The organism is Actinomycetospora callitridis (genome assembly GCF_028737265.1).
In the GTDB taxonomy this organism is placed as follows: domain Bacteria; phylum Actinomycetota; class Actinomycetes; order Mycobacteriales; family Pseudonocardiaceae; genus Actinomycetospora; species Actinomycetospora callitridis.
Window position 1 is genome coordinate 16,045 of the sequence record NZ_JAQZAK010000017.1, and the last position, 24,271, is coordinate 40,315.

Below are 24,271 nucleotides of genomic sequence, written 5' to 3' on the forward strand. Positions count from 1 at the left end.
ACCGGGTCACGCTTCCCGACGTGACCACAGCAGGACGACCGACGCCCTACGACGCCGTCGGCGGCGACGACGCGTTCCTCGCCCTGGCTTGGGCGCACCACCGGCGCTGCCTCGCCGACCCCGAGCTCGAGCACCCGTTCTCGGGCTCCGACCAGCACCCGCAGCACGTCGAGCGGCTCGCGGCCTACTGGGCGGAGGTGCTCGGCGGCCCCGCGCGCTACTCCCGGGGGTGCGCCGACCAGACGCACGTGCTGTGGCTGCACAGCGGCAACGGGGAGATCGACGACCTCGGGCGCCGCTTCCTCGCGTGCTTCCTGCTGGCCCTCGACGACGCCGGCGTGCCGGACGACCCCGAGCTGCGGGCCTGCCTGCGCGCCTACATGGAGTGGGCCGTGGCCGACGTCCTCGTGTACTCACCGCCCGGGGCCGAGGTCCCGGCGGGAGCGGCGATGCCCCGGTGGACCTGGGACGGGCTCTCGGTGTGACCTCAGGGTGACCCTCGGTGCGACCCTCAGCCGCCCGCGGTCTCCCACAGCCCGACGACGTTGTCCTCGGTGTCGCGGAAGTACGCGGCGAAGCCCATCTCGCCGACCGGCTGCTTGCCCTGCACCACCGTGCCGCCGTACTCGGCGACCCGGGAGAGGGTCTCGTCGATGTCGCCGACGTCCACGACCAGCACCGGGCTGCGCGGGGTGTCCGGACCCCGCTGGAACATCCCGCCGTTGATGAAGCCGGCCTCCTCCGGCTCCCCGGTCTCGGTGACGGGGCCGCTCATGGCGATCGTGTAGTCCATGCCGGGCATGTCCTGCAGCGTCCACCGGAAGATCGCGCCGTAGAACGCTCGCGCGCGGTCGCCGTCGTCGAACGGGACCTCGAAATGGACCACCCGACCGCTCATGACCGGCTCCTCCCAGCGTGCGTCAGCGTGCTCAGCCCAGACAGCGTGGACCGAGCAGGGCCTTCAGGTCACCCATGAGGGCGCCGGAGTTCTGGACCTTCAGCCCGTCGTCGAGACGCAGCACGTGGCTCGCCCCGTTGGCGGCCATGAGCGTCAGGTGCACCTCGCTCGGGCCCGGGTGGGCGACGAGGACCTCCTTGAGCTTGCCGACCCGCTCCGGGGTGCAGCGCGCGCTCTCGAGGACGACCTTGACCGGCGCGCCGCCGACCCCACCGGAGAGATCGGGCACCGCGAGGTCCTCCACGAACAGGCTGACGCGGTCGTCCCGCTTGTTGACCTTGCCCTTGACCAGCACGATCGCGTCCTCGGCGACGTCGATCGACACCGCGGCGTAGGTGCGCGGGAAGAACAGCACCTCGATGCCACCGGCGAGATCCTCGATCTGCGCCGACGCCCAGGGCTCGCCCTTCTTGTTCACCCGCCGGGTGACGGTGGCGAGGATGCCGCCGACCGTGACGGTCGCGCCCTCGGCGACGTCGCCCTCGAGGATCTTCGTGATCGCGGTGTCGGCCCGGCTGGCGAGGACCTGCTCGAGGCCGTTGAGCGGGTGCCCCGACACGTAGAGACCGAGCATCTCCCGCTCGAGCGCGAGGCGGTGCTTGGGCTCCCACTCGCCCTCGGGCACCTTGACGTCGAACATGCCCGTCGTGTCGGCAGACCCCTCGTCCGGCCCGTCGAAGCTCCCGAAGAGGTCGAACTGCCCGTCGGCCTCGGCCTTCTTGGTGGTCATGACCGCGTCGACGGCCTCGGCGTGCACCAGGGCGAGGCCCTTGCGCGGGTGGCCCAGCGAGTCGAAGGCGCCCGCCTTGATCAGCGACTCGACCGTCTTCTTGTTGCAGACCTGCTGCGGGACCTTGCGCAGGAAGTCCGAGAAGTCGGTGAAGGGGCCCTTCTCGCGGCGGGAGGTGACGATGGCGTCGACGACGTTGGTGCCGACGTTGCGGATCGCGCCGAGCCCGAAGCGGATGTCGGTGCCGACCGGGGCGAAGTTGAGCACCGACTCGTTGACGTCGGGCGGCAGCACCGTGATGCCCATCCTGCGGCACTCGGCGAGGTAGATCGCCGCCTTGTCCTTGTCGTCGCGGACGCTGGTGAGCACCGCGGCCATGTACTCCGCGGGGTAGTTGGCCTTGAGATACGCCGTCCAGTACGACACGACGCCGTAGGCCGCGGAGTGCGCGCGGTTGAACGCGTAGTCGGAGAACGGCAGCAGGATGTCCCACAGCGTCTTGATCGCCGCGGCCGAGTAGCCGTTGTCCTTCATGCCCTGGGCGAAACCCTCGTACTCCTTGTCGAGGATCTCCTTCTTCTTCTTGCCCATGGCGCGCCGCAGGAGGTCGGCCTTGCCCAGCGAATAGCCCGCGAGCACCTGGGCGATCGCCATGACCTGTTCCTGGTAGACGATCAGGCCGTAGGTCTCGCCGAGGACCTCCTTGAGGGGCTCGGCGAGCTCCGGGTGGATCGGCGTGACCTCCTGGCGGCCGTTCTTGCGGTCGGCGTAGTCGTTGTGGGCGTTGGCGCCCATCGGGCCGGGCCGGTACAGCGCGCCGACGGCCGAGATGTCGTCGAACTCGGTGGGGGCCATGCGGCGCAGGAGGTCGCGCATCGGCCCGCCATCGAGCTGGAACACCCCGAGCGTCTCGCCGCGGGACAGGAGCTCGTAGGTGGCCTTGTCGTCGAGCCCGAGGTTGTCGAGGTCGAGCGCTTCCTTGCCGTTGAGCGTGATGTTGTTGAGCGCGTCGTCGATGATCGTGAGGTTGCGCAGGCCCAGGAAGTCCATCTTCAGCAGGCCGAGGGTCTCGCAGACCCCCATGTCGAACTGCGTGATGATGGCGCCGTCGGCCTCACGCCGCTGGATCGGGATGACGTCGATCAGCGGTTCCTTGGACATGATCACGCCGGCGGCGTGCACGCCCCACTGCCGCTTGAGGCCCTCGAGGTCCTTGGCGGTGTCGACGATCTCCTTGACCTGCGCGTCGGACTCGTACAGGGCACGCATCTCGGCGGCCTCGGAGTAGCGCTTGTGGCTGGGGTCGAACACCCCGGAGAGCGGGATGTCCTTGCCCATGACCGCCGGCGGCATCGACTTCGTGATGCGGTCGGCCACGGCGTAGCCCGGCTGCCCGAAGAGCACGCGCGCGGAGTCCTTGATCGCGGCCTTCGCCTTGATCGTGGAGTACGTGATGATCTGCGCGATCTTCTCTTCGCCGTACTTCTCGGTGACGTAGCGGATCATCTCGCCGCGCCGGCGCTCGTCGAAGTCCATGTCGATGTCGGGCATGGAGACGCGCTCGGGGTTGAGGAACCGCTCGAAGATCAGCTTGTGGTGGATCGGGTCGAGGTCGGTGATGCCGAGGACGTAGGCGACCAGGCTCCCCGCCGCCGACCCGCGGCCGGGGCCGACGCGCAGGTTGACCGAGCGGGCGTAGTTGAGCAGGTCGGCCGTCACCAGGAAGTAGCCTGGGTAGCCCATCTGCATGATGACCGAGACCTCGTACTCGGCCTGCTTGCGGTAGTTCTCCGGGACGCCGTTCGGGAACCGCCAGTGCAGCCCCCGCTCGACCTCCTTGACCAGCCAGGAGCCCTCGGTCTCGCCCTCGGGCACCGGCGCCACCGGCTGCAGGTCGCGGCCCTCGGTGAACTCGACGTGCACCCGCTCGGCGATGGCCAGGGTGTTGTCGCACGCCTCGGGGAAGACGCCGTCCCACTGGGCGCGCATCTCCTGCGCGCTCTTGAGGTAGAAGTCCTGCGCGTCGAACCGGAAACGGTTCGGGTCGTTCATCGTCTTGCCGGTCTGGACGCAGAGCAGCACCTCGTGCGGCTTCGCGTCCTTGGCGTACGTGTAGTGCAGGTCGTTCGTCGCGAGACCCGGCAGGTCGAGCTTCTTCTTGAGGTCGTAGAGGTCGTCGCGGACCCGGCGCTCGATCTCGATGCCGTGGTCCATGAGCTCGCAGAAGAAGTTCTCCGCGCCGAAGATGTCGCGGTAGTCGCTGGCGGCCTGGCAGGCGCCGTCGAAGTCGTCCTGCTGCAGGTAGCGCGCCACCTCGCCCGACGGGCAGCCCGTCGTCGCGATGATCCCCTTGCCGTAGGTCTCGAGCAGCTCGCGATCCATGCGCGGCTTGTAGTAGTACCCCTCGAGGCTGGCGAGGCTCGAGAGCCGGAAGAGGTTGTGCATCCCCTCCGTGTTCTCGGCCAGCAGCGTCATGTGGGTGTACATCTGGCCCGGGTTGTCGTCCGAGATGACCTGACCGCCGAGCGTGGCCCGCTTGCGCTCGTGACGGCTGCCGGGCGCGAGGTAGCCCTCCATGCCGATGATCGGCTTGACCCCGTGCGCCTTCGACTTCTTCCAGAACTCGTAGGCGCCGAAGGTGTTGCCGTGGTCGGTCATCGCCAGCGCCGGCATCCCCATGCGCGCGGCCTCGGCGAACAGGTCGTCCAGGCGCGCGGCACCGTCGAGCATCGAGAACTCGGTGTGCGTGTGCAGGTGAACGAACGAGTCGCCGGTCACGTCGCGGGACCTCCAGGAGCGCCGGGAACGGGGTGCCGCCGAGGGGGTCCCGGGAGGCGGGACGGGGTCGGCGGGGACGGGCCCAGCCTATCCGCGCCCCCCGACAGCGACGCCCCTCCCCGAGCCCTCCGACCGTCCGCGCTGCTCACCTCCCGGGGCCCGGCGTGTCGCCCGGATCCGGGCTCGTCCCACGTGTCACAGGGGCCCCAGGGCACGTCGGTGGACGTCATCGGCGGCGCTCAGGAGGTCGATCCGCACGGGGTCGCGCACCGGGGCCTGCGCGACCACCCCGGCCAGCAGCCAGAGGCGGGCGACGAGGAGGTCGAGCGGTGTCCGGAGGAAGTGCTCGCGGGCCGCCTCGGCGGCCTTCGGCCCCAGCATCCGGGCGGCGTCCGCCACAACCGGCGCCGTCTCCCCCAGGTGCTCACCGACCCAGGTGACGGACCGGCGGGCCAGGTCGGGGTCCGAGCGCCGCCGCCGCGCCTTGAGGAGCCACGACGCGACGAACAGGTCGATCAGGGTCCGGTCGCCCGACGAGGAGCGGGCCTCGTCGTGGGGCGTCCCCGCGACGAACCGGCGGGCGACCTCGGGGTCGCGCCGCTCGACGGTCTCCGCGACCACGGCACGGATGCGGTCCTGGAGCGCCTCGAGCGGGCCGGGCTCGTCGTCGAGAGCGTCATCGAGGTCGTCGTCCAGGTCGTCGTCGAACTCGTCCCAGGGGTCGTCGTCGTCCTGGAGGTCGTCCCGGAGGTCGTCCTCGCACCCTCCGGGATCGGGGCCGATCTCGGCCGGACCGATCCGGGGAGACCGGGACGTCGCGGGCGCCACGCCGGCGGGCCCGTGACCGCTGCGCCTCGGCCGCACCATCGCCTCCCGGCGCCTCCGGCGCGCCTCCACCTTCGCCGCCCGCCGCTGCCCGTCGCGCCTGCGCCTGCCCATCGCTCCTCCTCGGGGTCGTCCCGAGTCGCAGCATGCGCCGCACCCCCGACAACGCCGGGGGCCTCGATGGTCAGCCAGCCCGCACGGTCACGACAGAGATCGACCGACCCTGCGGGCTGATGATCACCAACGCGCCGGCCTCCGCGCACGAGGGGCACGTTCGGCAGCGGCCGGCGCCCGACGATCATGCGCACCGTGCCCTTCGCGGTGGGCTCAGGGGCGTGTCGCGGTCTCGCGGTCGCCGTCCAACCGGTCGAGCCACGCCCCATCGCCCTCGCCGGCCACCGCCACCGCTCCCGCGACCAGCCGGACGAGAGAGGGGGAGGAAGTCCGCGACGCACCCCCCGCCACCGCGGCCCCGCCAGAAGATCAGCAGTGCACCAGCGACCGAAACGAGCCCCGTGAGGTGCTCCTCGCCCTCGTGATCTCCATGCGCGTGCCGCCGCTCGGCTACAGCAGCCCCGCCCCCACGAGGGCCGCGCGCACGACCTCGCGCTCGTGCTCGTCGGCCTCGACCATCGGCAGGCGCAGGCCGCCGACGGGGCGGCCGAGGAGGTCGAGGGCCGCCTTGACCGGGATCGGGTTGGTGGTGACGCCCAGGGCGTCGAACAGCGGCTTGAGCGAGGCCTCGATCTCGGCGCGCTGGTCCGGCTCGTCGACCATGCGGCGCATGGCCGGGCCGACGACGTGGCTCGCGACGAGGATCCCGCCGCAGCCGCCCATCTCGAGCACCGAGCCGAACAGGTCGTCGTTGCCGGCGTAGATCCCCAGGCCGTCGACGGGCGCGAGGTTGGCGTTGTTGGCCTGCTTGACGTAGTCGATCCGCTCGATCTGGGCGAGCTCGGCGAGCAGGTCGTTGGGCAGGTCGACCACGCACCGCGAGGGGATGTTGTAGAGCACGACGGGCTTGTCGGTGGCCCGGGCGACCTCGCCGAAGTGCGCGAGCATGCCCCGCCGGTTCGGCTTGTTGTAGTACGGCGTCACCGAGAGGATCGCGTCGGCACCCGCCGCGGTGGCCCGCTCGGTCATCTCGCACGCGTGCCGGGTGTCGTTGGAGCCGGTGGAGGCGACGACGGTGGCCCCGGCCGGACGGTGCTCGACGGCCAGTTCGACGAGGCGCAGGTGCTCCTCGGTGGACAGCGTCGACGCCTCGCCGGTGGTCCCGCACACCACGAGCCCGTCGGTGCCGTTCGCGTACAGGTGGCCCATCAGGTCGACGAAGGCCTTCTCGTCGACCGAACCGTCGCGGGCGAACGGGGTCACGATGGCGGTGAGGACGGCGCCGAGGCTCATGGCTTTCAGGTTGCCTGACCGGCCCACCCGCGGTCTACGCCGGGTCCGGCCCGTCGACGTTCACCGTGGGCGGGCCCTCGCCGGCACGCCCGATGACGGCGGTCGACCGCTCGCCCGTGGGGTTCGACTCGCGGTGCACCGTGTGGGGCGGTACGCGCAGGAAGTCGCCGGGTCCGGCCTCGACGGCGTCGCCGCCGCCGGGGCCGAACTCCAGGCGCATCGCGCCGCGCACGACGTACAGGCTCGTCTCGTGCTCGCCGTGGTGGTGCCACCCGGACGAGGCACCGGGATCGGTGTGCACGAGCCCGGCCCACAACGCGTCGGTCGAGAACGCCACCTCGCGGCGCATCCCGGGCGTCGGGTCGCCCTCGGCGAGCTCGTCGCCGCGGAAGACCTCGACGGGTTCGCTGCTCACGCGGGCAACGATGTCAGACGCAGCCAGGATCAGACGCAGCCAGGATCAGACGAGACCGAGCTTCTGCACGGCCTCGCGCTCCTCGGCCAGCTCGTTGACCGACGCGTCGATGCGCTCGCGGGAGAAGTCGCTGATGTCGAGGCCCTGGACGATCTCGAACTTCCCGTTCGAGGCCGTGACCGGGAACGACGACACGAGGCCCTCGGGGACGCCGTAGGAGCCGTCGGAGACGATCGCCGCCGAGGTCCAGTCGTTCGGCTTGGTGCCGTTGACCCAGGTGTGGACGTGGTCGATCGCGGCGGCGGCGGCCGACGCGGCCGACGAGGCGCCGCGGACCTCGATGATCTCGGCGCCGCGCTTGGCCACGCGCGGGATGAACTCGTCGGTCAGCCAGCTCCGGTCGACCTGGTCGCCGATCGGCTTGCCGTCGACCTCGGCGTAGGTGACGTCGGGGTACTGGGTGGCCGAGTGGTTGCCCCAGATCGTCATCTTGGAGACCGAGCCGACGCGCACGCCGAACTTCGTCGCCAGCTGACCGACGGCGCGGTTGTGGTCCAGGCGCGTCATCGCGGTGAAGCGGTCGGCCGGGACGTCGGAGTTCGCACGCGCGATGAGGGCGTTGGTGTTCGCCGGGTTGCCGACGACGAGCACCTTGACGTCGTCCGCGGCGCCGTTGAGCGCCTGGCCCTGCGGCTTGAAGATGCCGCCGTTGGCCTCGAGGAGGTCGGCGCGCTCCATGCCCTTGCTGCGCGGGCGGGCGCCGACCAGCAGGCCGACGTTGGTGCCCTCGAACGCCCGGGAGGCGTCGTCGTAGACGTCGATCCCGTCGAGGAGCTCGAAGGCGCTGTCGTTGAGCTCGAGCGCGGTGCCCTCGGCGGCCTTGACGGCGTCCGGGATCTCCAGCAGCCGCAGCCGGACCGGCACACCCTCCCCCAGCAGGTCGCCGGCGGCGATGCGGAAGAGCAGCGCATAGCCGATCTGTCCGGCCGCGCCGGTGACGGTGACGTTGACGGGGGTGGGCGCCATCGGAGCTCCTGCTCGGTCGTCGAGGTCGGTCGCGGCGGAGCCTCGCATGTCCGGTGAGGGCACGCGCAGGCAGGCCGCCTCGGTCACAGCGGGCGTCAGCCCGGGTCGCCGACCACCATCTGCCCGCGCCGTTGCGCGAGATAGCGGTAGGTCAGGCCCAGCGACACCATGATCCGGTTCCGGTTACCCAATAGAGCGAGGACGTGCACGAACATCCAGATGAGCCACGCCAGCACGCCGACGAGCTTGGGCCCGTGGGCGATGTCGGCCACGGCCGAGCCGCGCCCGATCGTCGCCATCGTGCCCTTGTCCTTGTAGTGGAAGCGCTCGGTGGGCTCGCCCGCCAGGAGCCGGGCGATCGTCCGGCCCGCGTGCCCGCCGCTCTGCAGCGCCGGCTGCGCGAGCTGGGGCAGGGGATCGTCCTCGATGACGCCGATGTCCCCGGCGACGAGGATCTCGGGGTGCTCCGGCACGCGGAGGTCGCCGCCGACGACGATCCGGCCGCCCTTGCCCTGCCGCAGGCCCCAGCTCTTCACCCGCTCGTGCGCGGAGACGCCGGTGGCCCAGACGGTCATCTGGGCCTCGAGCTCGGTGCCGTCGGCGAGGAGCACGGAGTCCGGCCGGACCTCCTTGACCGCGGCCTCGAGACGCAGCTCGACACCCCGCGCCCGCAGCTGTGCGGCGGCGTACTCCCGCAGGCGCGGCGCGAACGGCGGAAGGACCCGGTCCGTCATCTCGACGAGCACGACGTTGACCTCGGACGGGTCGAGCTCGGGGTACCGGTCGGGCAGCACGGTGTTGCGCAGCTCGGCGAGCGTGCCCGCCATCTCCACGCCGGTGGCGCCGCCGCCCACCACGACGACCGAGGCGCCGCGGCGCTCGCCGGTGGCGGCGATGTGGTCGAGGTACCCGGTCATGCGGTCGCGGACGGCCAGGGCCTCGGCGCGCGTGTAGATCGGGTAGGCGTTCTCGGCCGCCCCGGGCACCCCGAAGTAGTTGGTGGTCACGCCGTTGGCGATGACGAGGTAGTCGTAGTGCAGGTCGGGCCCGACGTCGAGGGAGATCGTGCGCGTCTCCGGGTCGATCGTCAGGACCTCGCCCTTGCGGAAGCGCGCGCCGGTGTGGGCGGCGAAACCGCGGGCGCCGTAGGTGATGTCGCCGGGGTTCAGCGCGCCGGTGGCCACCTGGTAGAGCAGCGGCTGGAACGTGCTGTAGCTGTGCCGGTCGACGAGGGTGACGCGCACCGGTGCCTTGCGCAGGGCGCGGACGGCGGCGATGCCGGCGAACCCGGCACCGAGCACGACGACGTGCGGGCGCGGGTCGGCATCCGTGATCGACGTCCCCGTGGGCTCGCCCCGGGTCGACGGATCGGCGGTCATGGTGCCGTGCTCCTCTCGCGCTCGTGCCCGTCGGTGCTGGCCGGTTCGATTCAGGAGCCGGACCACCGGCCCGTCGGGCGGTACCTCAGGGTCGTACCCTCCATCGTCCTCCACCACGCCGGAGCGGAGGGACGGAGAGCTCGCCGTCGGTTGTCGGACCCCTCACAGGCGCCGGGCGGTCATCCCGCCGGCACCGGGCCGTCGTCGGGCACCGGACCGACGGTCTCGGGCGGGTCCCGCCCGTCGTCGGTCTGTTCCGGCAGCAGCGGCGACACCGCGAGCGCCCCGACCCGCGCCCCGGGCGGGGCGACCTCCACCGCCCGCACCCCGGGCCGGGCGCGCAGGGCGGGGACCGCGGCCGGGTCCGTCTCGACGACGAGGGCGACGACGCACGCGCAGCCGGCCGACAGGCGGGCGGACTCGGCCGCCGCCACCGCGGCGGGGCGACCCGAGGACGTCCGCGCCTGCTCCCCCGCCTGGTTGCCCGCGCGGGCCTCGGCGAGGCGGAGGGCCGCGACGGGGTCGACCGTGCCCGTGGCGTCGAGCGACACCCCGCGCAACGCCGTCTGCACCCGCGGCAGCGGCACCCGGAACACGGCCTCCCGCGCCGTCGCCCCGGTGCCCGCGACGGCCGCCGCCGCGCCGGGGAGATCCTGCTCGACCGCGAACTGCACCAGCGCGGGACGCGGCCCGGGCGGGCCCGGCGGCACCACGGCGGCGCGGGCCAGGTACCCCGTGACGGTCTCCCCCGGCGCCGGCCCGAGACGGGTGGCGTCGGTGCTGCCGGGCACGCCCAGCGACGGCGTGCTGCCGGCCCCCGCCACCCAGGCGGTCAGCAGGGCGATCACCAGCACGACGGCGAGCACGATCGCCACCGTCGGCCAGCGCAGGGCGGGCCCGTCGTCGGCGTCGTCCTCGGGCTCGTCCCCGGGCGTGTTCAGCTCGCCGCCCGCAGGGTCTCCAGCGCCCCCGCCAGGTCGGCGGGCGGCTCGCTGACGTACTCCACCCAGCGGCCGTCGCCGGGGTGGTGGAAGCCGAGGCGGTGGGCGTGCAGCCACTGGCGGGTCAGACCGAGGGTGCGGGCGAGCGTCGGGTCGGCGCCGTAGGTGATGTCGCCGACGCACGGGTGGCGCACCGCGGAGAAGTGCACGCGGATCTGGTGGGTCCGCCCCGTCTCGAGCTCGACCTCCAGCAGCGACGCGGCGCGGAACGCCTCGAGGGTGCGGTAGTGGGTCACGCTGGGCCGGCCGTCGGTGACGACGGCGAAGCGCCAGTCGTGCTTGGGGTGACGGTCGATCGGCGCGTCGATCGTGCCCTCGCTCGGGTCGGGGTGGCCCTGCACCACCGCGAGGTAGACCTTCGAGACGGTGCGCTCGCGGAACGCCTGCTTGAGCACCGAGTAGGCGCGCTCCGACTTCGCCACCACCATCACCCCGGTGGTGCCGGCGTCGAGCCGGTGCACGACCCCCTGGCGCTCGGCGGCGCCCCCGGTGGCGATCCGGATGCCCAGCGCGGCGAGCCCGGCGACGACGGTCGGCCCCGACCAGCCGGGGCTCGGGTGCACGGCGACGCCGACGGGCTTGTCGACGACGACGATCTCCTCGTCCTCGTGCAGCACGACCAGGCCCTCGACGGCCTCGGCCGTGACGACGAGGGCGGCCTGCTCCGGCTCCGGGATCTCGACCTCGAGCCAGGCACCCGCGACCAGACGGTCCGACTTGCCGGCGGGCGCGCCGTCGAGCCGGACCGCGCCGTCGGACGCGAGCTCCGCGACGACGGTGCGCGAGAGGCCCAGCATCCGCGAGAGCCCGGCATCCAGCCGCATCCCGTCGAGCCCGTCCGGGACGGGCAGCGTGCGCAGGCTCATGCCGTCGCCCCGTCCCTGGTCGAGGAGCCGTCGAGGTCGCGGCCCATGAGCGCGAGCAGCACCAGCAGCACCCCGCCGATCGTGATCGCGGAGTCGGCGACGTTGAACACCGGGAACCAGCCGACGGAGACGAAGTCGACGACGTGGCCCTGCAGCGGGCCCGGTCCGCGGAAGAAGCGGTCGACGAGGTTGCCCAGCGCCCCGCCCAGCACCAGCCCGAGCGCCACCGCCCAGCCGCGCGAGCGCAGGCGCCGGGCGAACCGCACGATCCCGATCACGACGGCCAGCGCGACGAGCGTCAGCACCCAGGTCATGCCCGTCGCGAACGAGAACGCCGCGCCGGGGTTGCGGACCAGGGTGAACGACACGAGGTCGCCGATCAGCGGCACCCGCTCGCCGTCGGCCAGCCACGACACCATCACGATCTTGGTGACGAGGTCGAGGGAGATCACCACCGCCGCGATCACCGCGAGGGTGACGAGCCGTCTCGGCGGGAGGTCCCTGGATGCCTCCGGCACGCTGTCCGGCTCGGTGGGTGCGCTGCTCACCGCTCCATCGTCCCAGGAGCCGTCCCGTCGTCGGCGTCCCGCCGCCGGCGCAGCGACGGGGACCCGCCGGTGTCGCCGCGCCAGCGCGCGAGACGCCCGGACCGGTCGACCGAGCGCAGGCGCTCCTCGGCGGCGGCCCGCGCGGTCTCGGTGGTGACGACGAGCAGCTGGTCGCCCTCCTGGATGCGGCTCGCGTCCTGCGGCGTGAAGCTCGCGCCGTCGCGGACGACCAGGCTGAGCCCCGAGCCCTCGGGCAGGCGCAGCTCGCGGACGTAGACGCCGTGCATCTTCGACCCCTCGGGCACGGTCATCTGCAGGAGATCGGCGCGCAGGGTGTCCAGCGGCGCGGCGTCGACCTCGATCTCCTCGACCTTCGACCCCCCGGCGAGCCCGAGGGCACGGGCGACGAGCGGCAGCGTCGTGCCCTGCACCAGCACGAGCACCACGACGAGCACGAACACGGCGTCCACGAGGGCCTGGGCCCCGGGCAGGCCCTCGGTGAGCGGGATGAGGGCCAGCACGATCGGCACGGCCCCGCGCAGACCGGCCCACGACAGGAAGGCCTGCTCGCGCCACGGCACGCGCGCGAACGCGGACGCCGCGACGACCGAGAGCGGGCGGGCCGCGAACACCAGGACCGCGCCGGCGATCAGCGCCGGGACGAGGGCGGCCCCCAGACGGTCCGGCGAGACGAACAGCCCGAGCAGCACGAACAGCCCGATCTGGGCGAGCCAGCCCAGACCCTCGGCGAACGACCGGCTGCCCTCGCGGTGCGGCAGCGTCGAGTTCCCGAGGACGAGCGCCGCGACGTAGGTCGCGAGCAGGCCCGAGGCGTGCAGGAGCTGCGCCGAGGCGAAGGCCAGGATGCAGACGGACAGCGTGGCCAGCGGGTAGAGCCCGGTGGCCGGCAGCGCGGCCCGGCGCAGTCCCAGCGCCCCCAGGCGCCCGAGCGCGCCGCCGAGCAGCCCGCCCGCGGCGAGCTCGTAGACCACCAGCAGCGGGTCGGTCCAGCTCAGCGCGGCGGTGGACGACAGCAGCACCACGGCGAGGAACACCGGGGCGTCGTTGAGCCCCGACTCCAGCTCGAGCGCGCCGACCAGCCGACCCTTGAGGCCGAGGTTGCGCAGCACGCTGAACACCGCGGCCGCGTCCGTCGACGAGAGCACGGCGCCCCAGAGGAAGGCGATCCGCAGGTCGAGCCCGAGCAGCGCCCACAGGGCCAGGCCGGTGACCCCGATGCTCACGGCCACCGCGATCGTCGAGAGCGCGACACCGAGGCCCAGGGCCGGGCGGACCGTCGTCCACCGGGTGGAGAGGCCGCCGTCGGCGAGGATCAGGACGAGGGCGGCGACGCCGAGCGCCTGGGTGAGGCCCGCGTCGTCGAACCGGATGCCCAGGCCCGACTCCCCCAGCGCCACCCCGATCGCGAGGTAGATCAGCAGCGAGGGCAGGCCGACGCGGGTGGACAGGCGCACCGCGAGCACCGAGACGAGGACGACGCCCGCACCGACGCCGAGCAGGAGGGGCAGATCGTCCACGTGGCGTGCCCCCTCCCCTCCAGGAGGGCACGACCCTAGCGATCGCGGAGTGCCCGGTTCGCCCGGGATGTGGACGCGATGACCCGATTCACCGGCTCGTCGCGCTCGTGCTGTGGTCCGTCAGAGGTGGGTCAGGGGTCGATCATCGGCGGGTGTCGGCGCTGCGGGGACCGGTGAGCGCCGCGACCGGCGTGCACCAGGAGCAGCCCGTGAACCCGAGCTCCACCGCCTCGGAGGCCGGCAGCGGGATCACCTCGCGGCCGTACAGGTAGCTGCAGCGACCCAGGTGGAAGAGGGGTTCCTCGTCGATGACGAGGACCTCGTCGTCGTGCTCGGCCATCGCCTGGCGGGCGGCGTCGTCGACGACCTCCTCCTCCGGCTGGGACGCCGGCGGCGGGGGTGGCGGGGCGCTCGGTGCCCCGCCGGGAGGTGGACCGCCCGCCGGCGGACCACCGGGCGGCGGGCCACCGGGAGGACGCCCGGCTCCCTGCGTAGCCTGGCCCTGCGGAGCCTGGCCCTGCGGAGCCTGGCCCTGCGGAGCCTGGCCGTGGGGCGGTCCCTGCGGCTGCCCGGACGGCGGGCCGCCGTTGGCGGTGCCCGCGTCGGACCGGCCCGCCGGCGGCGCACCGTCGGCCGCGACCTGCCGCATGCGGGCGAGGTCGTTCATGTCGAGGCGGGTGGTGGCCGACTCGTCGCCGCCGGGCTGTCCGGGCGCACCGCGGGACGGCGTGCCGCCCGGGGTGGACGGTGCGGGCGGGGTGGACGGTGTGCTCGGGGTGCTCGGGGTGGACGTGCTCGGGGTGGACGGGGTGCCCGTCCGTGCCGGTCCGCCGCCGAGGCGCGCCTCGGCGGGGGTGCCGGGCATGGGGAGCGTCCCGAGCAGCCGCGACCCCTGGGGGGCGCCGGCGACGCGGGACGGCTCGGAGCCGGGGCGGGCGTTGGTGGTGATCCATCGCGACGTCCGGTCGGTGCCGGGCGAGGTCTCCCCGCCGCGCGTGGCGGCCGCGCCGGCCGCCGCCGCGCCGCCGGCGAGACCGGCGGCACCGGCCACACCGGCGATGCGCCCGGCGTTGCCGTCGCGCTCGGTCTGGTCACCGGGCCGGCCCTGCGGGGCGGCACCACCCTGCGCAGCTCCACCCGGACCGGCCTGGCCGTTCGGGCCCTGACCCTGCTGACCAGGCCCCTGCGCACCCGGACCCTGCTGGCCCTGCTGCTGCGGCCCCGTCCCGACGGCCACCGTGCCCGCGTCCTGCTGTGGACCGCGTCCACCGGCCTGGGCCGGGGGCACGGGCGCGCCCGGCATCGAGGCCGGACCGGCCGACGTCGGGGCCGCCGTCTCCGGGGAGCCCTGTCCCGGGCCCGAGGAGTGGACTCCCGGGGCGAACCCGGAGGACGGCGAACTCGGCGTGGACGATCCGGACGAGACGGGGGACGCGGCAGGAGCCTCGTCGGCCGGGCGTCGGCCCTCCCGCTCCCGCTTGCGTCGACGGACGACGTCGGCGATCAGGAGGGCGGCGGCCAGCACGCTGGCCACCACGGACCCCCAGGCCCACGTCGCCACCGAGGTGACGACGGCGACCACCAGGAGCCCGAAGGCGACCAGGACGCAGAGAAGGACGAGGAGCAGCAACGGTCGGACTCCTACCTCAGGGCGGCGAGGGGCCTCTCACCCGCGCCACCTCCGAGGAGGGTGGCGCGGGCCGCGGCGTCCCTAGCTGCCGGCTTCGGCCCGCGAGCCGTAGCCGCTGGTGGCGTACCCGCCGCTGCCGTTGCGGCCGTTGTCCGGCGCGGCGGAACCGCGGCCGTCCAGGTCGCGCAGCTGCGACTCGAGGTAGGTCTTGAGACGGGTGCGGTACTCGCGCTCGAAGGTGCGGAGCTCGTCGATCTTCTTCTCGAGCCCGCCCTTCTGCTGCTCGATGAGGCTGATCGTCTCGTTGTGCTTGCGCTGCGCGTCGCGCTCGAGGGTCGAGGCCTTGTCACGGGCCTGCCGCTCGAGGGTCTCCGCGCGGGTGCGCGCGTCGTTCAGCATCGTCTCGGCGCGCGTGCGGGCCTCGTTGACCATGCTGTCGGACTTGGTGCGCGCCTCCGAGAGCAGCTGCTCCGACTTGGTGCGCGCGTCGGTGAGCATGCCGTCGGCCTCGGACTTGGCCTCGGCGGTGAGCCGGTCGGCCATCTCCTGGGCCAGGCCGAGCACCTTCGCGGCCTGCACGTGGTGGTCGCCACCGTTGGCGGCGGCACCCTGGCCACCCTGCTCGGACATGCCGAACGGCGGGGGCACGACGGCCTGCTGCGTCTGCGGCATCGGCTGCTGCTGCTGGGGCTGCTGCGGCGGCATCGGCTGCTGCACGGTGCGCGGCGCGTCCTCCACGGGCCGGCTCGGCGGCGGCGCCGAGACCTGCGTGGCCGGACCCGAGCTCTGGCTCGGTGCGGCGGCGGCCTTGCTGCGCGCGTCGTCGAGATCGGCGTGGGCGGTCGAGAGCTGCTGCTCGAGCTGCTCCACCTGCTCGCGCAGGTCGTTGTTCTCTTCCAGCAGCCGGCCGAGCTCGGCCTCGACGAGGTCGAGGAACGCGTCGACCTCGTCCTCGTTGTAGCCCCGTTTCCCGATCGGTGGCTTGCTGAACGCGACGTTGTGAACGTCGGCGGGGGTCAGCGGCATCGGATCTCCTCAAGCACTCCTCGGCTGCGGAACCCCAGGTACCTCGGGCTCTTCGAGCTCCGCCACTCGCAGAGTATGACCGCTGCGAGCGACAGAACCATAATGGACGGGTCCAGTGACGCGCTGCCCTCGACGCCCGAATGGTGACGCAGCGCCACGAGCGGGCCCCCGGAAACCCACAGACCTACCGATTTTCGGGTCGGGGGGCGATCCGCCGGTCGGGTCGTGACGTTCCGTGTCCCTCTACGTGCGGTGACAGGGGCGGATCCTGGGACCGCCGGGGCCGGAGGGCAGCAGCGAGCCCCTCAGAGCACGCTCGGCGCACGGGAATGCCCATCCGGCGCGCCGGAAGTCGCATCGCCCGATCGGCCGCGCGGCGCGGCCGTGCGAGGCCCTCGGGGCGCCGCACACCCCGTCCATCGCTCCGGCGGGCGCGGATGTGACACCCGACGCCCGGAGCGATCTTCTCAGGTCTCTCAGGCAGATCTCTCAGGAGGTCGACGCGTAGTTCTTCTCGGCCAGCTTCCGACGGTCCGACGCGGACACCTCGACGTTCGGCGGTGAGAGCAGGAACACGCGGTTGGTGACCTTCTCGATGGAGCCGCGCAGGGCGAAGGCGAGGCCGGCGGCGAAGTCGACGAGGCGCTTGGCGCCCGCGTCGTCCATCTCCGTGAGATTCATGATCACCGGAATGCCGTCGCGGTAGCGCTCGCCGATGAGCCGGGCCTCGTTGTAGCTCTTGGGCTGCAGCGAGGTGATCTCGGCGGGCCCGCTCGCCGGGTCCGGGTCGGCGGCGACCGACGGCACCGCCGTCGGGCCCTTCACGGCCGGGGTGGCGGCGGTGTCGGACGACGACGAGGACGACGCCGGGCCGGACGAGCCGGTGGAGGCCGCCGACGACAGCGACGGCGGGGTGCGGTGGGTGGTGGGACGCACCGAGGTGTGGCTCGGCCCGGTGTTGTGGGCCCAGCTGCGACCGCGGCCGGCCCGCGACACCGTCTCGGTGGCGGGCTCCTCCTCGCGCCGGACGTCCTCGCGGCGGATCTCCGTGACCTCCGGGTCGCGCGGGCGCGGCGTCCGGCGCTCCTCGTACCGGTCGTACCGGTCGTAGCGCTCCTGGTCGTCGCGGTCCTCGCGGTCGTCACGCCGGCCGCGGCCGTAGCGGTCGTAGCCACCGTCGCGGTCGTCGAACCGGTCGTCGAAGCGGTCCGCGGCGTAGCGGTGGCGGTCGACCGGGTGCCGGTCGCCGGTGTGCCGGTCGACGGGGCGACGGTCACGCTCGGAGTCGTACCGGTCGTCGTCGTAGCCGTCGTACGAGTCCAGCTCGTCGGCCGGGACCATGCCGAAGTAGGCCTTCACTCGGTGCAGAGTGGTCATGGCGGTCTCCCCTGTCCGACGGGGACCCCGCGCCCCGTGCAGCGCATGAGTCACATCCGTGTCGTTCACTCACAGGGGACGCTAGCTCACCGCCGCCCGAGCAAGGCCGTTCCGACACGCACGACCGTCGACCCGTACTCGACGGCTGCCTCCAGATCCCCGGACATCCCGGCCGACAGCGTCACCGCACCCGCGTGCGCCGCGCGTACCCCCTGCGCGACCTCCCACACCGTGGCGAAGGCCTCGCGCGGCTCGACGTCCTGCGGCGCCACCGCCATCACCCCGCCCAGCCGCAGGTGCGCGCAGTCGGCGACGCGGTCGGCCAGGGCCGGGACCTCGTCGACCGGCGTCCCGCCGCGGCCGGGGTCGGCGTCGACGCTCACCTGCACGAGGACCTCGAGCGGGGTGGTCCGCTCCCCCGCGTCGAGGGCGGCCGCGGCGGCGCGCTCGAGGGCGTCGACGAGGCGGGCGGAGTCGACCGAGTCCACCGCGTGCGCCCACCGGACCAGCGACCGTGCCTTGTTGCGCTGCAGGCGGCCCACGACGTGCCACTGCGCCGCGACGTCCGGGCGCAGGGCGGCGAGCTCGGCGGCCTTCGCCGCGCCCTCCTGCTCCTTGTTCTCCCCGAAGGCCGTCAGCCCGAGGTCGGTGAGCAGCGCGACGTCCTCGGCGGGCCAGGTCTTGGTGACGGCGAGCAGCCCGACCTCGGCGGGGTCCCGCCCCGCGGACCGGGCGGCCGCCGCGACCCGCTCGCGCACGGCGGCCAGCGATGCGGCCAGCTCCGCGCGCCGCCCGCCACCGTCCGGCGCCTCCGTCACGGCCTCGCTCACGGCCGCGGGTACTCCCACCACGTCACCGCGGCGAGGCGGCCCGTGGGGTGCCCGCGGCGGTGGCTGAACAGCTGGTCGTCCTCGAAGGTGCAGCGCGTGTCGGTGTCGACGCGCGTGACGCCCAGCTCGGCCAGCTGCCGGCGCAGCCCGGCGCGCAGGTCGAGACCCGGGGTGCCGATCCGTGTGGTGGCGGCGCTGCCGGGCAGCGCGGCCTCCACCTCGTCGCGCATCTCCGCCGGGACCTCGTAGCAGAGGCCGCAGACCGCGGGGCCGAGGAGGACCTCGACGTGCTCGTTCTCGGCGCCGAGCTCGGTCATCGCCTCGAGCGTGCGCGCGAGGATCCCGTCGGCCGCCCCGCGCCGCCCGGCGTGGGCGGCGCCGACGACGCCGGCCGTGGGGTCGGCGAACAGCACCGGCACGCAGTCGGCGACGACGACGGCCAGCGCGAGGCGCGGCCGGTCGGTGACGAGCGCGTCCGCCGTGGGGGTCGGGCCGTCGGCCGAGGTGACGGTGGCGACGTCGGTGCCGTGCACCTGGTTCATCCACGCCACGCGCTCGGGACCCAGGCCGATGCCATTCCCGAGGCGCCGTCGGTTGGCGGCGACCGCCGCCGGGTCGTCGCCGACGTGGTCGCCGAGGTTGAACGAGTCGTACGGCGCCGCCGACCGGCCGCCCGCGCGGGTGGTGACCACCCGGCGGATCCGGACCGGAGGCCTCCCACCGTCATCAGCACCGCCGTCACCGGGATCGCGGTGACGAGCGGGACTGCTGCTTCCGGAGCGGACCGCCACTCCCTCAGCGTCTCATGAAGGAGGGGACGTCCACGTCGTCCTCGTCCGCGCTGCGGGCGGCCGGCGCCTCGCGTGCCGGGGTGGTCGAGGAGCCCTCGGCGGCGGTGGACGCCGCAGGGGCGGCGGCCGGGGCCGCCGGGGACCCGTGGGACCCGTTGGCGCCGTTGCCCGAGGACGCGGTCGCCGCCGCCGGGGTCTCCGCCGGACGCTCCACCGACGCGCGGTCGACGGCCGGCGTCGAGCCGGGCACCGTCGGGGCCGCCGAGACCGCGGGCGTCGGCCCGCCGACGTGGGAGACGTGGGAGGCGTGGGTGCCGGCCGGCGGCCGCTGGACCTGCCCGGCCTGGGCGCTCGCGGTGGACGTCGACGAACCCTGCGTCGACCCGAGGGCCTGGGGCTCGAGCTTCTTGTGCGTCGGGGACCCGGAGTCGAAGCCCGCGGCGATGACGGTCACGCGGACCTCGTCGCCCAGCGAGTCGTCGATGACCGTCCCGAAGATGATGTTCGCCTCGGGGTGCGCGGCCTCCTGGACCAACGACGCCGACTCGTTGATCTCGAACAGGCCGAGGTCCGAACCGCCGGCGATCGAGAGCAGCACGCCGTACGCGCCGTCCATCGACGCCTCGAGAAGGGGCGAGTTGATCGCCTTGCCCGCCGCCTCGACCGCGCGGTTCTCGCCGCGCGCCGCTCCTATCCCCATCAGCGCGCTGCCCGCCCCGCTCATGACGCTCTTGACGTCGGCGAAGTCGAGGTTGATCAGGCCGGGGGTGGTGATCAGGTCGGTGATGCCCTGGACACCGGAGAGGAGCACCTCGTCCGCGCTGCGGAAGGCGTCCATCAGCGAGAGGCCCACGTCGCCCAGCTGCAGGAGGCGGTCGTTGGGGATGACGATCAGCGTGTCGCACTCGTTGCGGAGCTCGGTGATGCCGTTCTCGGCCTGCGTGGCGCGGCGCTTGCCCTCGAAGTTGAAGGGCCGCGTCACGACGCCGATCGTCAGGGCGCCGAGCTTGCGGGCGATGCTCGCGACGACGGGCGCGCCGCCGGTGCCGGTGCCGCCGCCCTCGCCCGCGGTCACGAAGACCATGTCGGCCCCCTTGAGGACCTCCTCGATCTCCTCGCGGTGGTCCTCGGCCGCGCGGCGGCCCACGTCCGGGGCCGCGCCGGCGCCGAGACCGCGGGTGAGCTCGCGACCGACGTCGAGCTTGACGTCGGCGTCGGACATCAGCAGCGCCTGCGCGTCGGTGTTCACCGCGATGAACTCGACGCCCTTGAGGCCGACCTCGATCATGCGGTTGACGGCGTTGACGCCGCCACCACCGATGCCGACCACCTTGATCACGGCCAGGTAGTTGTGCGGGGGCGTCATGAGTTCGCCTTTCGTGCGGGTTCTGGCGGCGGTCGTCGTCCGGGTCCGGCGTGTCGCAACCCTCGACCTCGACTGGAGGTTTATGTTGAGGGGCCGCTGTCCGACGTGCGCACGGTAGGCAGGCGTGGCACGGCATTTCCACGAGGCGCGCCGGGCGTGTCCGCACCTCACGTCACCCACTCGCCGGGCGGTCGACACTCTCGAGTGCTCCTCGAGGGTTGTCAGCGCACCACCGCGAGGTCGGGCGTCGAGACGTCGTACGCCACGCCCGGGCGGGTCAGCAGGGCGGCGAGGACCGCGGCCTTGCGCTCGTTGTCCGCGTCGGCGCCCCAGCGGACCTCGCGGCCGCCGGTGAGGACGAAGCCGACGTCGAAACGGCCGTTGGCGCGCACCTCGACGACCTCGGCCCGCAGCGCCGCGGGCAGGGCCACGGCCACGTCGGCGGCGGCCCGGGTGGCCGGCTCGTCGGGCGACGGGATCATGCCCGGCGGCAGCGTGAGGGCCGGGATGCCCGGCGGGCGCTCGGGCATCGTGCGGTACCCGAAGCCGGTGGCGTCGACCAGCAGCACCCCGCCGGCGGGCGAGGGGGCCGCGAGCACCGGTTCGCGCTCGGTCACCGAGACGACGACGGTCCCCGGGTAGTCGCGGGACACGTCGACCGACGCGATCCGGGGCAGGGTGCGCACGTCCCGCGCCACCTCGTCGCCGTCGAGCCAGAGCAGCGACGTGCCCGGCGCGACGGCGGCGGCCGCGCGCACCGCCTCGATCTGGTCGGGGGCCGCCCCCACGACCTCGACGTCGCGGACGTCGAGCAGGGGCGACCAGACGGTGAGCCACACGAGCACGGCGACCAGCGCGAGCGCCGCGGCGAGCCCGGCCCAGAGGCTCCGGCGGCGGCGCACCGGACGGGTCACCGAGGGGCGGGCGACCCGCGTGGCGCGCCCCGGCGAGCCGGCCGCGGCACCCGAGGGCCGGGCGCCGGCGCCCCCGGTACGGCGCTGCCGCGCCCGCTCCTGGCGCTCGGCGCCGTCGGACCGGGCCGTCCGCTCGGGGCGATCTCCCCGGCCCGCCCGGCCCGACCGGCCCGCCCGACCCGGGCGTCCGGTGGAGCGGGCCGGGCCGGTCACCGCGGCTCGATCCCCGGGGGCACGCCGGCCTCGGTCTGATCCGCGCGGCGCTCCAGCTCGGAGATCACCTCGGGGCCGAGGACGGTGATGTCGCCCGCCCCCATGGTGACGACGAGGTCACCGGGACGGGCGAGGTCGGCGAGCAGCGCCGGGACCTGCCCCCAGGAGGGCTCGTAGTGCACGTGCTCGGGCGGCAGCGTGAGCTGGCGGGCGATGAGCTCGCCGTTGACGCCGGGCTCGGGCTGCTCGCGGGCGCCGTAGACGTCGAGCACCACGACCTCGTCGGCCAGCGACAGGGCGGCGCCGAACTCGGCGGCGAAGTCGCGGGTGCGCGAGTAGAGGTGCGGCTGGAAGGCCACGATCAGCCGGCCGGTCCCGCCGAGCACCGGGCGGGCGGCGCGCAGCTGCGCGGCGACCTTGGTGGGCGCGTGGGCGTAGTCGTCGTACACCCGCACCCCGTCGGCGCTGCCGCGGAACTCGAAGCGCCGGCGCACGCCGTCGAAGCCGGCGAGGCCGTCGAGCAGCCCCTCCAGCGGGGCGCCGAGGTCGAGGCCCGCGAGCAGGGCGGCGCAGGCGTTGAGGGCCTGGTGCTCGCCGGGGACGGCGAGGCGCAGCTCGATCTCCTCCCCCGCCACCGCGAGGCGGAGCACCCCGAGCGCGCCCTCGGCGCGGTAGTCGAGCACGTGCGCGTCCTCGGGGCCGTTGGCGGTGCGCCCGTAGCGGCGCACCCGCACGCCCGCCTCCTCCGCGCGGACGCCGAGCGCAGCGGCGCCCGGGTCGTCGGCGCAGACCACGAGGGCCCCGCCCGGCTCGATCCGCGCGGCGAAGGCGTCGAAGACCGCGACGTAGGCCTCGACGGTGCCGTGGTGGTCGAGGTGGTCGGGCTCGACGTTGGTGACGATCGCGACGGCCGGCGAGTAGGCGAGGAACGAGCCGTCGCTCTCGTCGGCCTCGGCGACGAAGACGTCGCCCAGACCGTGGTGGGCGCTCGACCCCGACGACAGCAGATCGCCGCCGATCATGAACGACGGGTCGGTGCCGCAGGCCTGCAGGGCGACGACGAGCATCGACGTGGTCGACGTCTTGCCCGCGCTGCCCGACACGCACGCGGCGCGGTGGTCCGCCATGAGCTCGGCGAGCACCGCGGAGCGGTGGAGCACGGGGATGCCGCGCGCGGCGGCCTCGAGCAGCTCGGGGTTGTCGGGGTCGGCCTGGTGCACGGCCTTCGTCGTGACCAGGCAGGTGGGCCCGCCGGGCAGGAGGTCGAGGTTGTGCGCGTCGTGGCCGACCGCGACCTCGGCGCCGAGCGCCCGGAGCGCGAGCACCGCGCGCGAGTCCTTGGCGTCGGACCCGGACACCATCGCCCCGCGGGCCAGCAGGATGCGGGCGATCCCGCTCATCGCCGCGCCGCCGGCCCCGATGAAGTGCACCCGCGACAGGAGCTGCGGCAGGGGCGGCACGTCCGCATCGGCCGTGTCGACCGTGGGGTGGTGCTGCTCCACCTGGTCCGTCGGGCTCATGTCCGGGTCCTCCCGCTCACGCTCGCGCCCGCTGCCTCGAGCACCGTGGCGGCCAGTGTCTCGTCCGCCCCCGCGTGCCCCGAACGCCGGGCCGCCGCGGCGGTGGCGGCGAGCCGGTCGGGGTCGCCGACGAGGCCGGTGACCAGGGAGGAGACCGTCTCGCCGGTCAGCTCGGCGTCGGCGACGAGCATGCCGCCGCCGGCGTCGACCACCGGGCGGGCGTTGAGCGCCTGCTCCCCGTTGCCGTGGGGCAGGGGGACGTAGATCGCGGGCAGCCCGACCGTCGACACCTCGGCGACGGTCATCGCGCCGGCCCGGCACAGCGCGACGTCCGCGGCGGCGTAGGCGAGGTCCATGCGCTCGAGATAGGGCACCGGGTGGTAGGGCGGGTGGGACGAGGACAGAGCCTCGACCCCGGTGATCCCGACGGCTGGCGTGTTCTTGGGCCCGTGGGCGTGCAGCACCGACACCCCGGCGGCGGTGAGCGCCGGGACCGCCGCGGACACCGCCTCGTTGAGCGAGCGGGCGCCCTGCGAGCCCCCGAACACCAGCAGCACCGGCCCCTGCGGGTCGAGGCCGAAGTGCGCGCGGGCCTGCGCGCGCAGCCCGGCCCGGTCGAGCTCGGTGATCTCGCGGCGCAGCGGGATGCCGATGACCTCCGCCCCGGCCAGCCCGCTGCCCGGCACCGCGGCGCACACGGCCCGCGCGAAGCGGGCGCCGACCTTGTTGGCCACGCCGGCGCGGGCGTTGGCCTCGTGGACCACGATCGGCAGGCGCATCGAGGCCGCGGCCAGGTAGGCGGGCAGGGAGACGTAGCCGCCGAAGCCGACGACGACGTCGGCGCCGACCTCCCGCAGCACCGCGCGGGTGCGGCGCACCGAGCGGACCACGCGCAGCGGCAGCTTCGCGAGGTCGAGGTTCGGCTTGCGCGGCAGCGGCACCGGCGGGATCAGCTCCAGCGGGTAGCCGCGCGCCGGGATCAGGCGGGTGTCGAGACCGCGTTCGGTACCGAGCGCCGTGACCCGGGCGTCGGGGCGCAGCCGGCGCACCGCGTCCGCGGTGGCCAGGGCCGGTTCGACGTGGCCGGCGCTGCCGCCGCCCGCCACCACCACCGAGGGCTCGTTCGACGTCAT

At 74.1% G+C, this 24,271-nt stretch carries 21 protein-coding genes; 1 reads left to right on the forward strand and 20 read right to left on the reverse strand.

Features of this window, described 5'->3' with window-relative positions:
• Positions 1-20 precede the first annotated feature (20 nt).
• Positions 21-485: a group II truncated hemoglobin gene (locus PH191_RS29350; RefSeq protein ID WP_274198170.1), complete on the forward strand. Its 465-nt coding sequence runs from the start codon at positions 21-23 to the stop codon at positions 483-485.
• 26 nt (positions 486-511) lie between these two features.
• Here the strand turns inward: PH191_RS29350 and PH191_RS29355 are convergent, their stop codons facing one another.
• The 20 genes from PH191_RS29355 to murG form a co-directional block, all read right to left on the reverse strand.
• Positions 512-898 (reverse strand): VOC family protein, encoded by a 387-nt coding sequence (locus PH191_RS29355; protein ID WP_274198171.1) that lies wholly within the window; start codon positions 896-898, stop codon positions 512-514.
• Between the two features lie 31 nt (positions 899-929).
• The gene (gene dnaE / locus PH191_RS29360) at positions 930-4,466 is read right to left on the reverse strand and encodes a DNA polymerase III subunit alpha (protein ID WP_274198172.1); all 3,537 of its coding nucleotides are present in this window, start codon (positions 4,464-4,466) and stop codon (positions 930-932) included.
• A gap of 195 nt (positions 4,467-4,661) precedes the next feature.
• On the reverse strand, positions 4,662-5,405 hold the full coding sequence (locus tag PH191_RS29365; RefSeq protein ID WP_274198173.1) for a hypothetical protein: 744 nt from the start codon (positions 5,403-5,405) through the stop codon (positions 4,662-4,664).
• 450 nt (positions 5,406-5,855) lie between these two features.
• Entirely contained in the window at positions 5,856-6,698 is an 843-nt protein-coding gene (gene dapA, locus PH191_RS29370; RefSeq protein ID WP_274198174.1) for a 4-hydroxy-tetrahydrodipicolinate synthase, read from the reverse strand.
• Positions 6,699-6,732: 34 nt separating this feature from the next.
• Complete coding sequence (locus tag PH191_RS29375; protein ID WP_274198175.1) at positions 6,733-7,113, reverse strand: cupin domain-containing protein; 381 nt, start codon at positions 7,111-7,113, stop codon at positions 6,733-6,735.
• Between the two features lie 45 nt (positions 7,114-7,158).
• Positions 7,159-8,139, reverse strand: coding sequence for a malate dehydrogenase (locus PH191_RS29380; protein ID WP_274198176.1), 981 nt, complete (start codon positions 8,137-8,139; stop codon positions 7,159-7,161).
• A gap of 95 nt (positions 8,140-8,234) precedes the next feature.
• The gene (locus PH191_RS29385) at positions 8,235-9,518 is read right to left on the reverse strand and encodes an NAD(P)/FAD-dependent oxidoreductase (RefSeq protein WP_274198177.1); all 1,284 of its coding nucleotides are present in this window, start codon (positions 9,516-9,518) and stop codon (positions 8,235-8,237) included.
• A 179-nt stretch (positions 9,519-9,697) separates the two neighbouring features.
• Positions 9,698-10,393, reverse strand: coding sequence for a hypothetical protein (locus PH191_RS29390; RefSeq protein WP_274198178.1), 696 nt, complete (start codon positions 10,391-10,393; stop codon positions 9,698-9,700).
• A gap of 62 nt (positions 10,394-10,455) precedes the next feature.
• Positions 10,456-11,385: an RluA family pseudouridine synthase gene (locus tag PH191_RS29395; protein WP_274198179.1), complete on the reverse strand. Its 930-nt coding sequence runs from the start codon at positions 11,383-11,385 to the stop codon at positions 10,456-10,458.
• Positions 11,382-11,933 (reverse strand): signal peptidase II, encoded by a 552-nt coding sequence (lspA, locus tag PH191_RS29400; RefSeq protein ID WP_274198180.1) that lies wholly within the window; start codon positions 11,931-11,933, stop codon positions 11,382-11,384. Before lspA ends, PH191_RS29395 begins: the two co-directional genes overlap by 4 nt.
• The gene (locus PH191_RS29405; RefSeq protein WP_274198181.1) at positions 11,930-13,471 is read right to left on the reverse strand and encodes a potassium/proton antiporter; all 1,542 of its coding nucleotides are present in this window, start codon (positions 13,469-13,471) and stop codon (positions 11,930-11,932) included. The genes lspA and PH191_RS29405 overlap by 4 nt, the downstream gene beginning before the upstream one ends.
• A gap of 142 nt (positions 13,472-13,613) precedes the next feature.
• Positions 13,614-15,101, reverse strand: coding sequence for a hypothetical protein (locus PH191_RS29410; RefSeq protein ID WP_274198182.1), 1,488 nt, complete (start codon positions 15,099-15,101; stop codon positions 13,614-13,616).
• 81 nt (positions 15,102-15,182) lie between these two features.
• A complete protein-coding gene (gene wag31 / locus PH191_RS29415; RefSeq protein ID WP_274198183.1) occupies positions 15,183-16,127 on the reverse strand; it encodes a DivIVA-like cell division protein Wag31 in 945 nt (314 codons plus the stop codon).
• A gap of 489 nt (positions 16,128-16,616) precedes the next feature.
• Positions 16,617-17,504: a cell division protein SepF gene (locus PH191_RS30170; protein WP_420791865.1), complete on the reverse strand. Its 888-nt coding sequence runs from the start codon at positions 17,502-17,504 to the stop codon at positions 16,617-16,619.
• Between the two features lie 86 nt (positions 17,505-17,590).
• Positions 17,591-18,334 (reverse strand): YggS family pyridoxal phosphate-dependent enzyme, encoded by a 744-nt coding sequence (locus PH191_RS29425; protein WP_274198184.1) that lies wholly within the window; start codon positions 18,332-18,334, stop codon positions 17,591-17,593.
• Positions 18,331-19,026 (reverse strand): peptidoglycan editing factor PgeF, encoded by a 696-nt coding sequence (gene pgeF, locus PH191_RS29430; RefSeq protein WP_274198185.1) that lies wholly within the window; start codon positions 19,024-19,026, stop codon positions 18,331-18,333. The genes PH191_RS29425 and pgeF overlap by 4 nt, the downstream gene beginning before the upstream one ends.
• A gap of 103 nt (positions 19,027-19,129) precedes the next feature.
• Positions 19,130-20,491 (reverse strand): cell division protein FtsZ, encoded by a 1,362-nt coding sequence (ftsZ, locus tag PH191_RS29435; protein WP_274198186.1) that lies wholly within the window; start codon positions 20,489-20,491, stop codon positions 19,130-19,132.
• 221 nt (positions 20,492-20,712) lie between these two features.
• Complete coding sequence (locus PH191_RS29440; RefSeq protein ID WP_274198187.1) at positions 20,713-21,618, reverse strand: cell division protein FtsQ/DivIB; 906 nt, start codon at positions 21,616-21,618, stop codon at positions 20,713-20,715.
• The gene (gene murC, locus PH191_RS29445; RefSeq protein ID WP_274198188.1) at positions 21,615-23,138 is read right to left on the reverse strand and encodes a UDP-N-acetylmuramate--L-alanine ligase; all 1,524 of its coding nucleotides are present in this window, start codon (positions 23,136-23,138) and stop codon (positions 21,615-21,617) included. Before murC ends, PH191_RS29440 begins: the two co-directional genes overlap by 4 nt.
• On the reverse strand, positions 23,135-24,271 hold the full coding sequence (gene murG / locus PH191_RS29450; RefSeq protein ID WP_274198189.1) for an undecaprenyldiphospho-muramoylpentapeptide beta-N-acetylglucosaminyltransferase: 1,137 nt from the start codon (positions 24,269-24,271) through the stop codon (positions 23,135-23,137). Before murG ends, murC begins: the two co-directional genes overlap by 4 nt.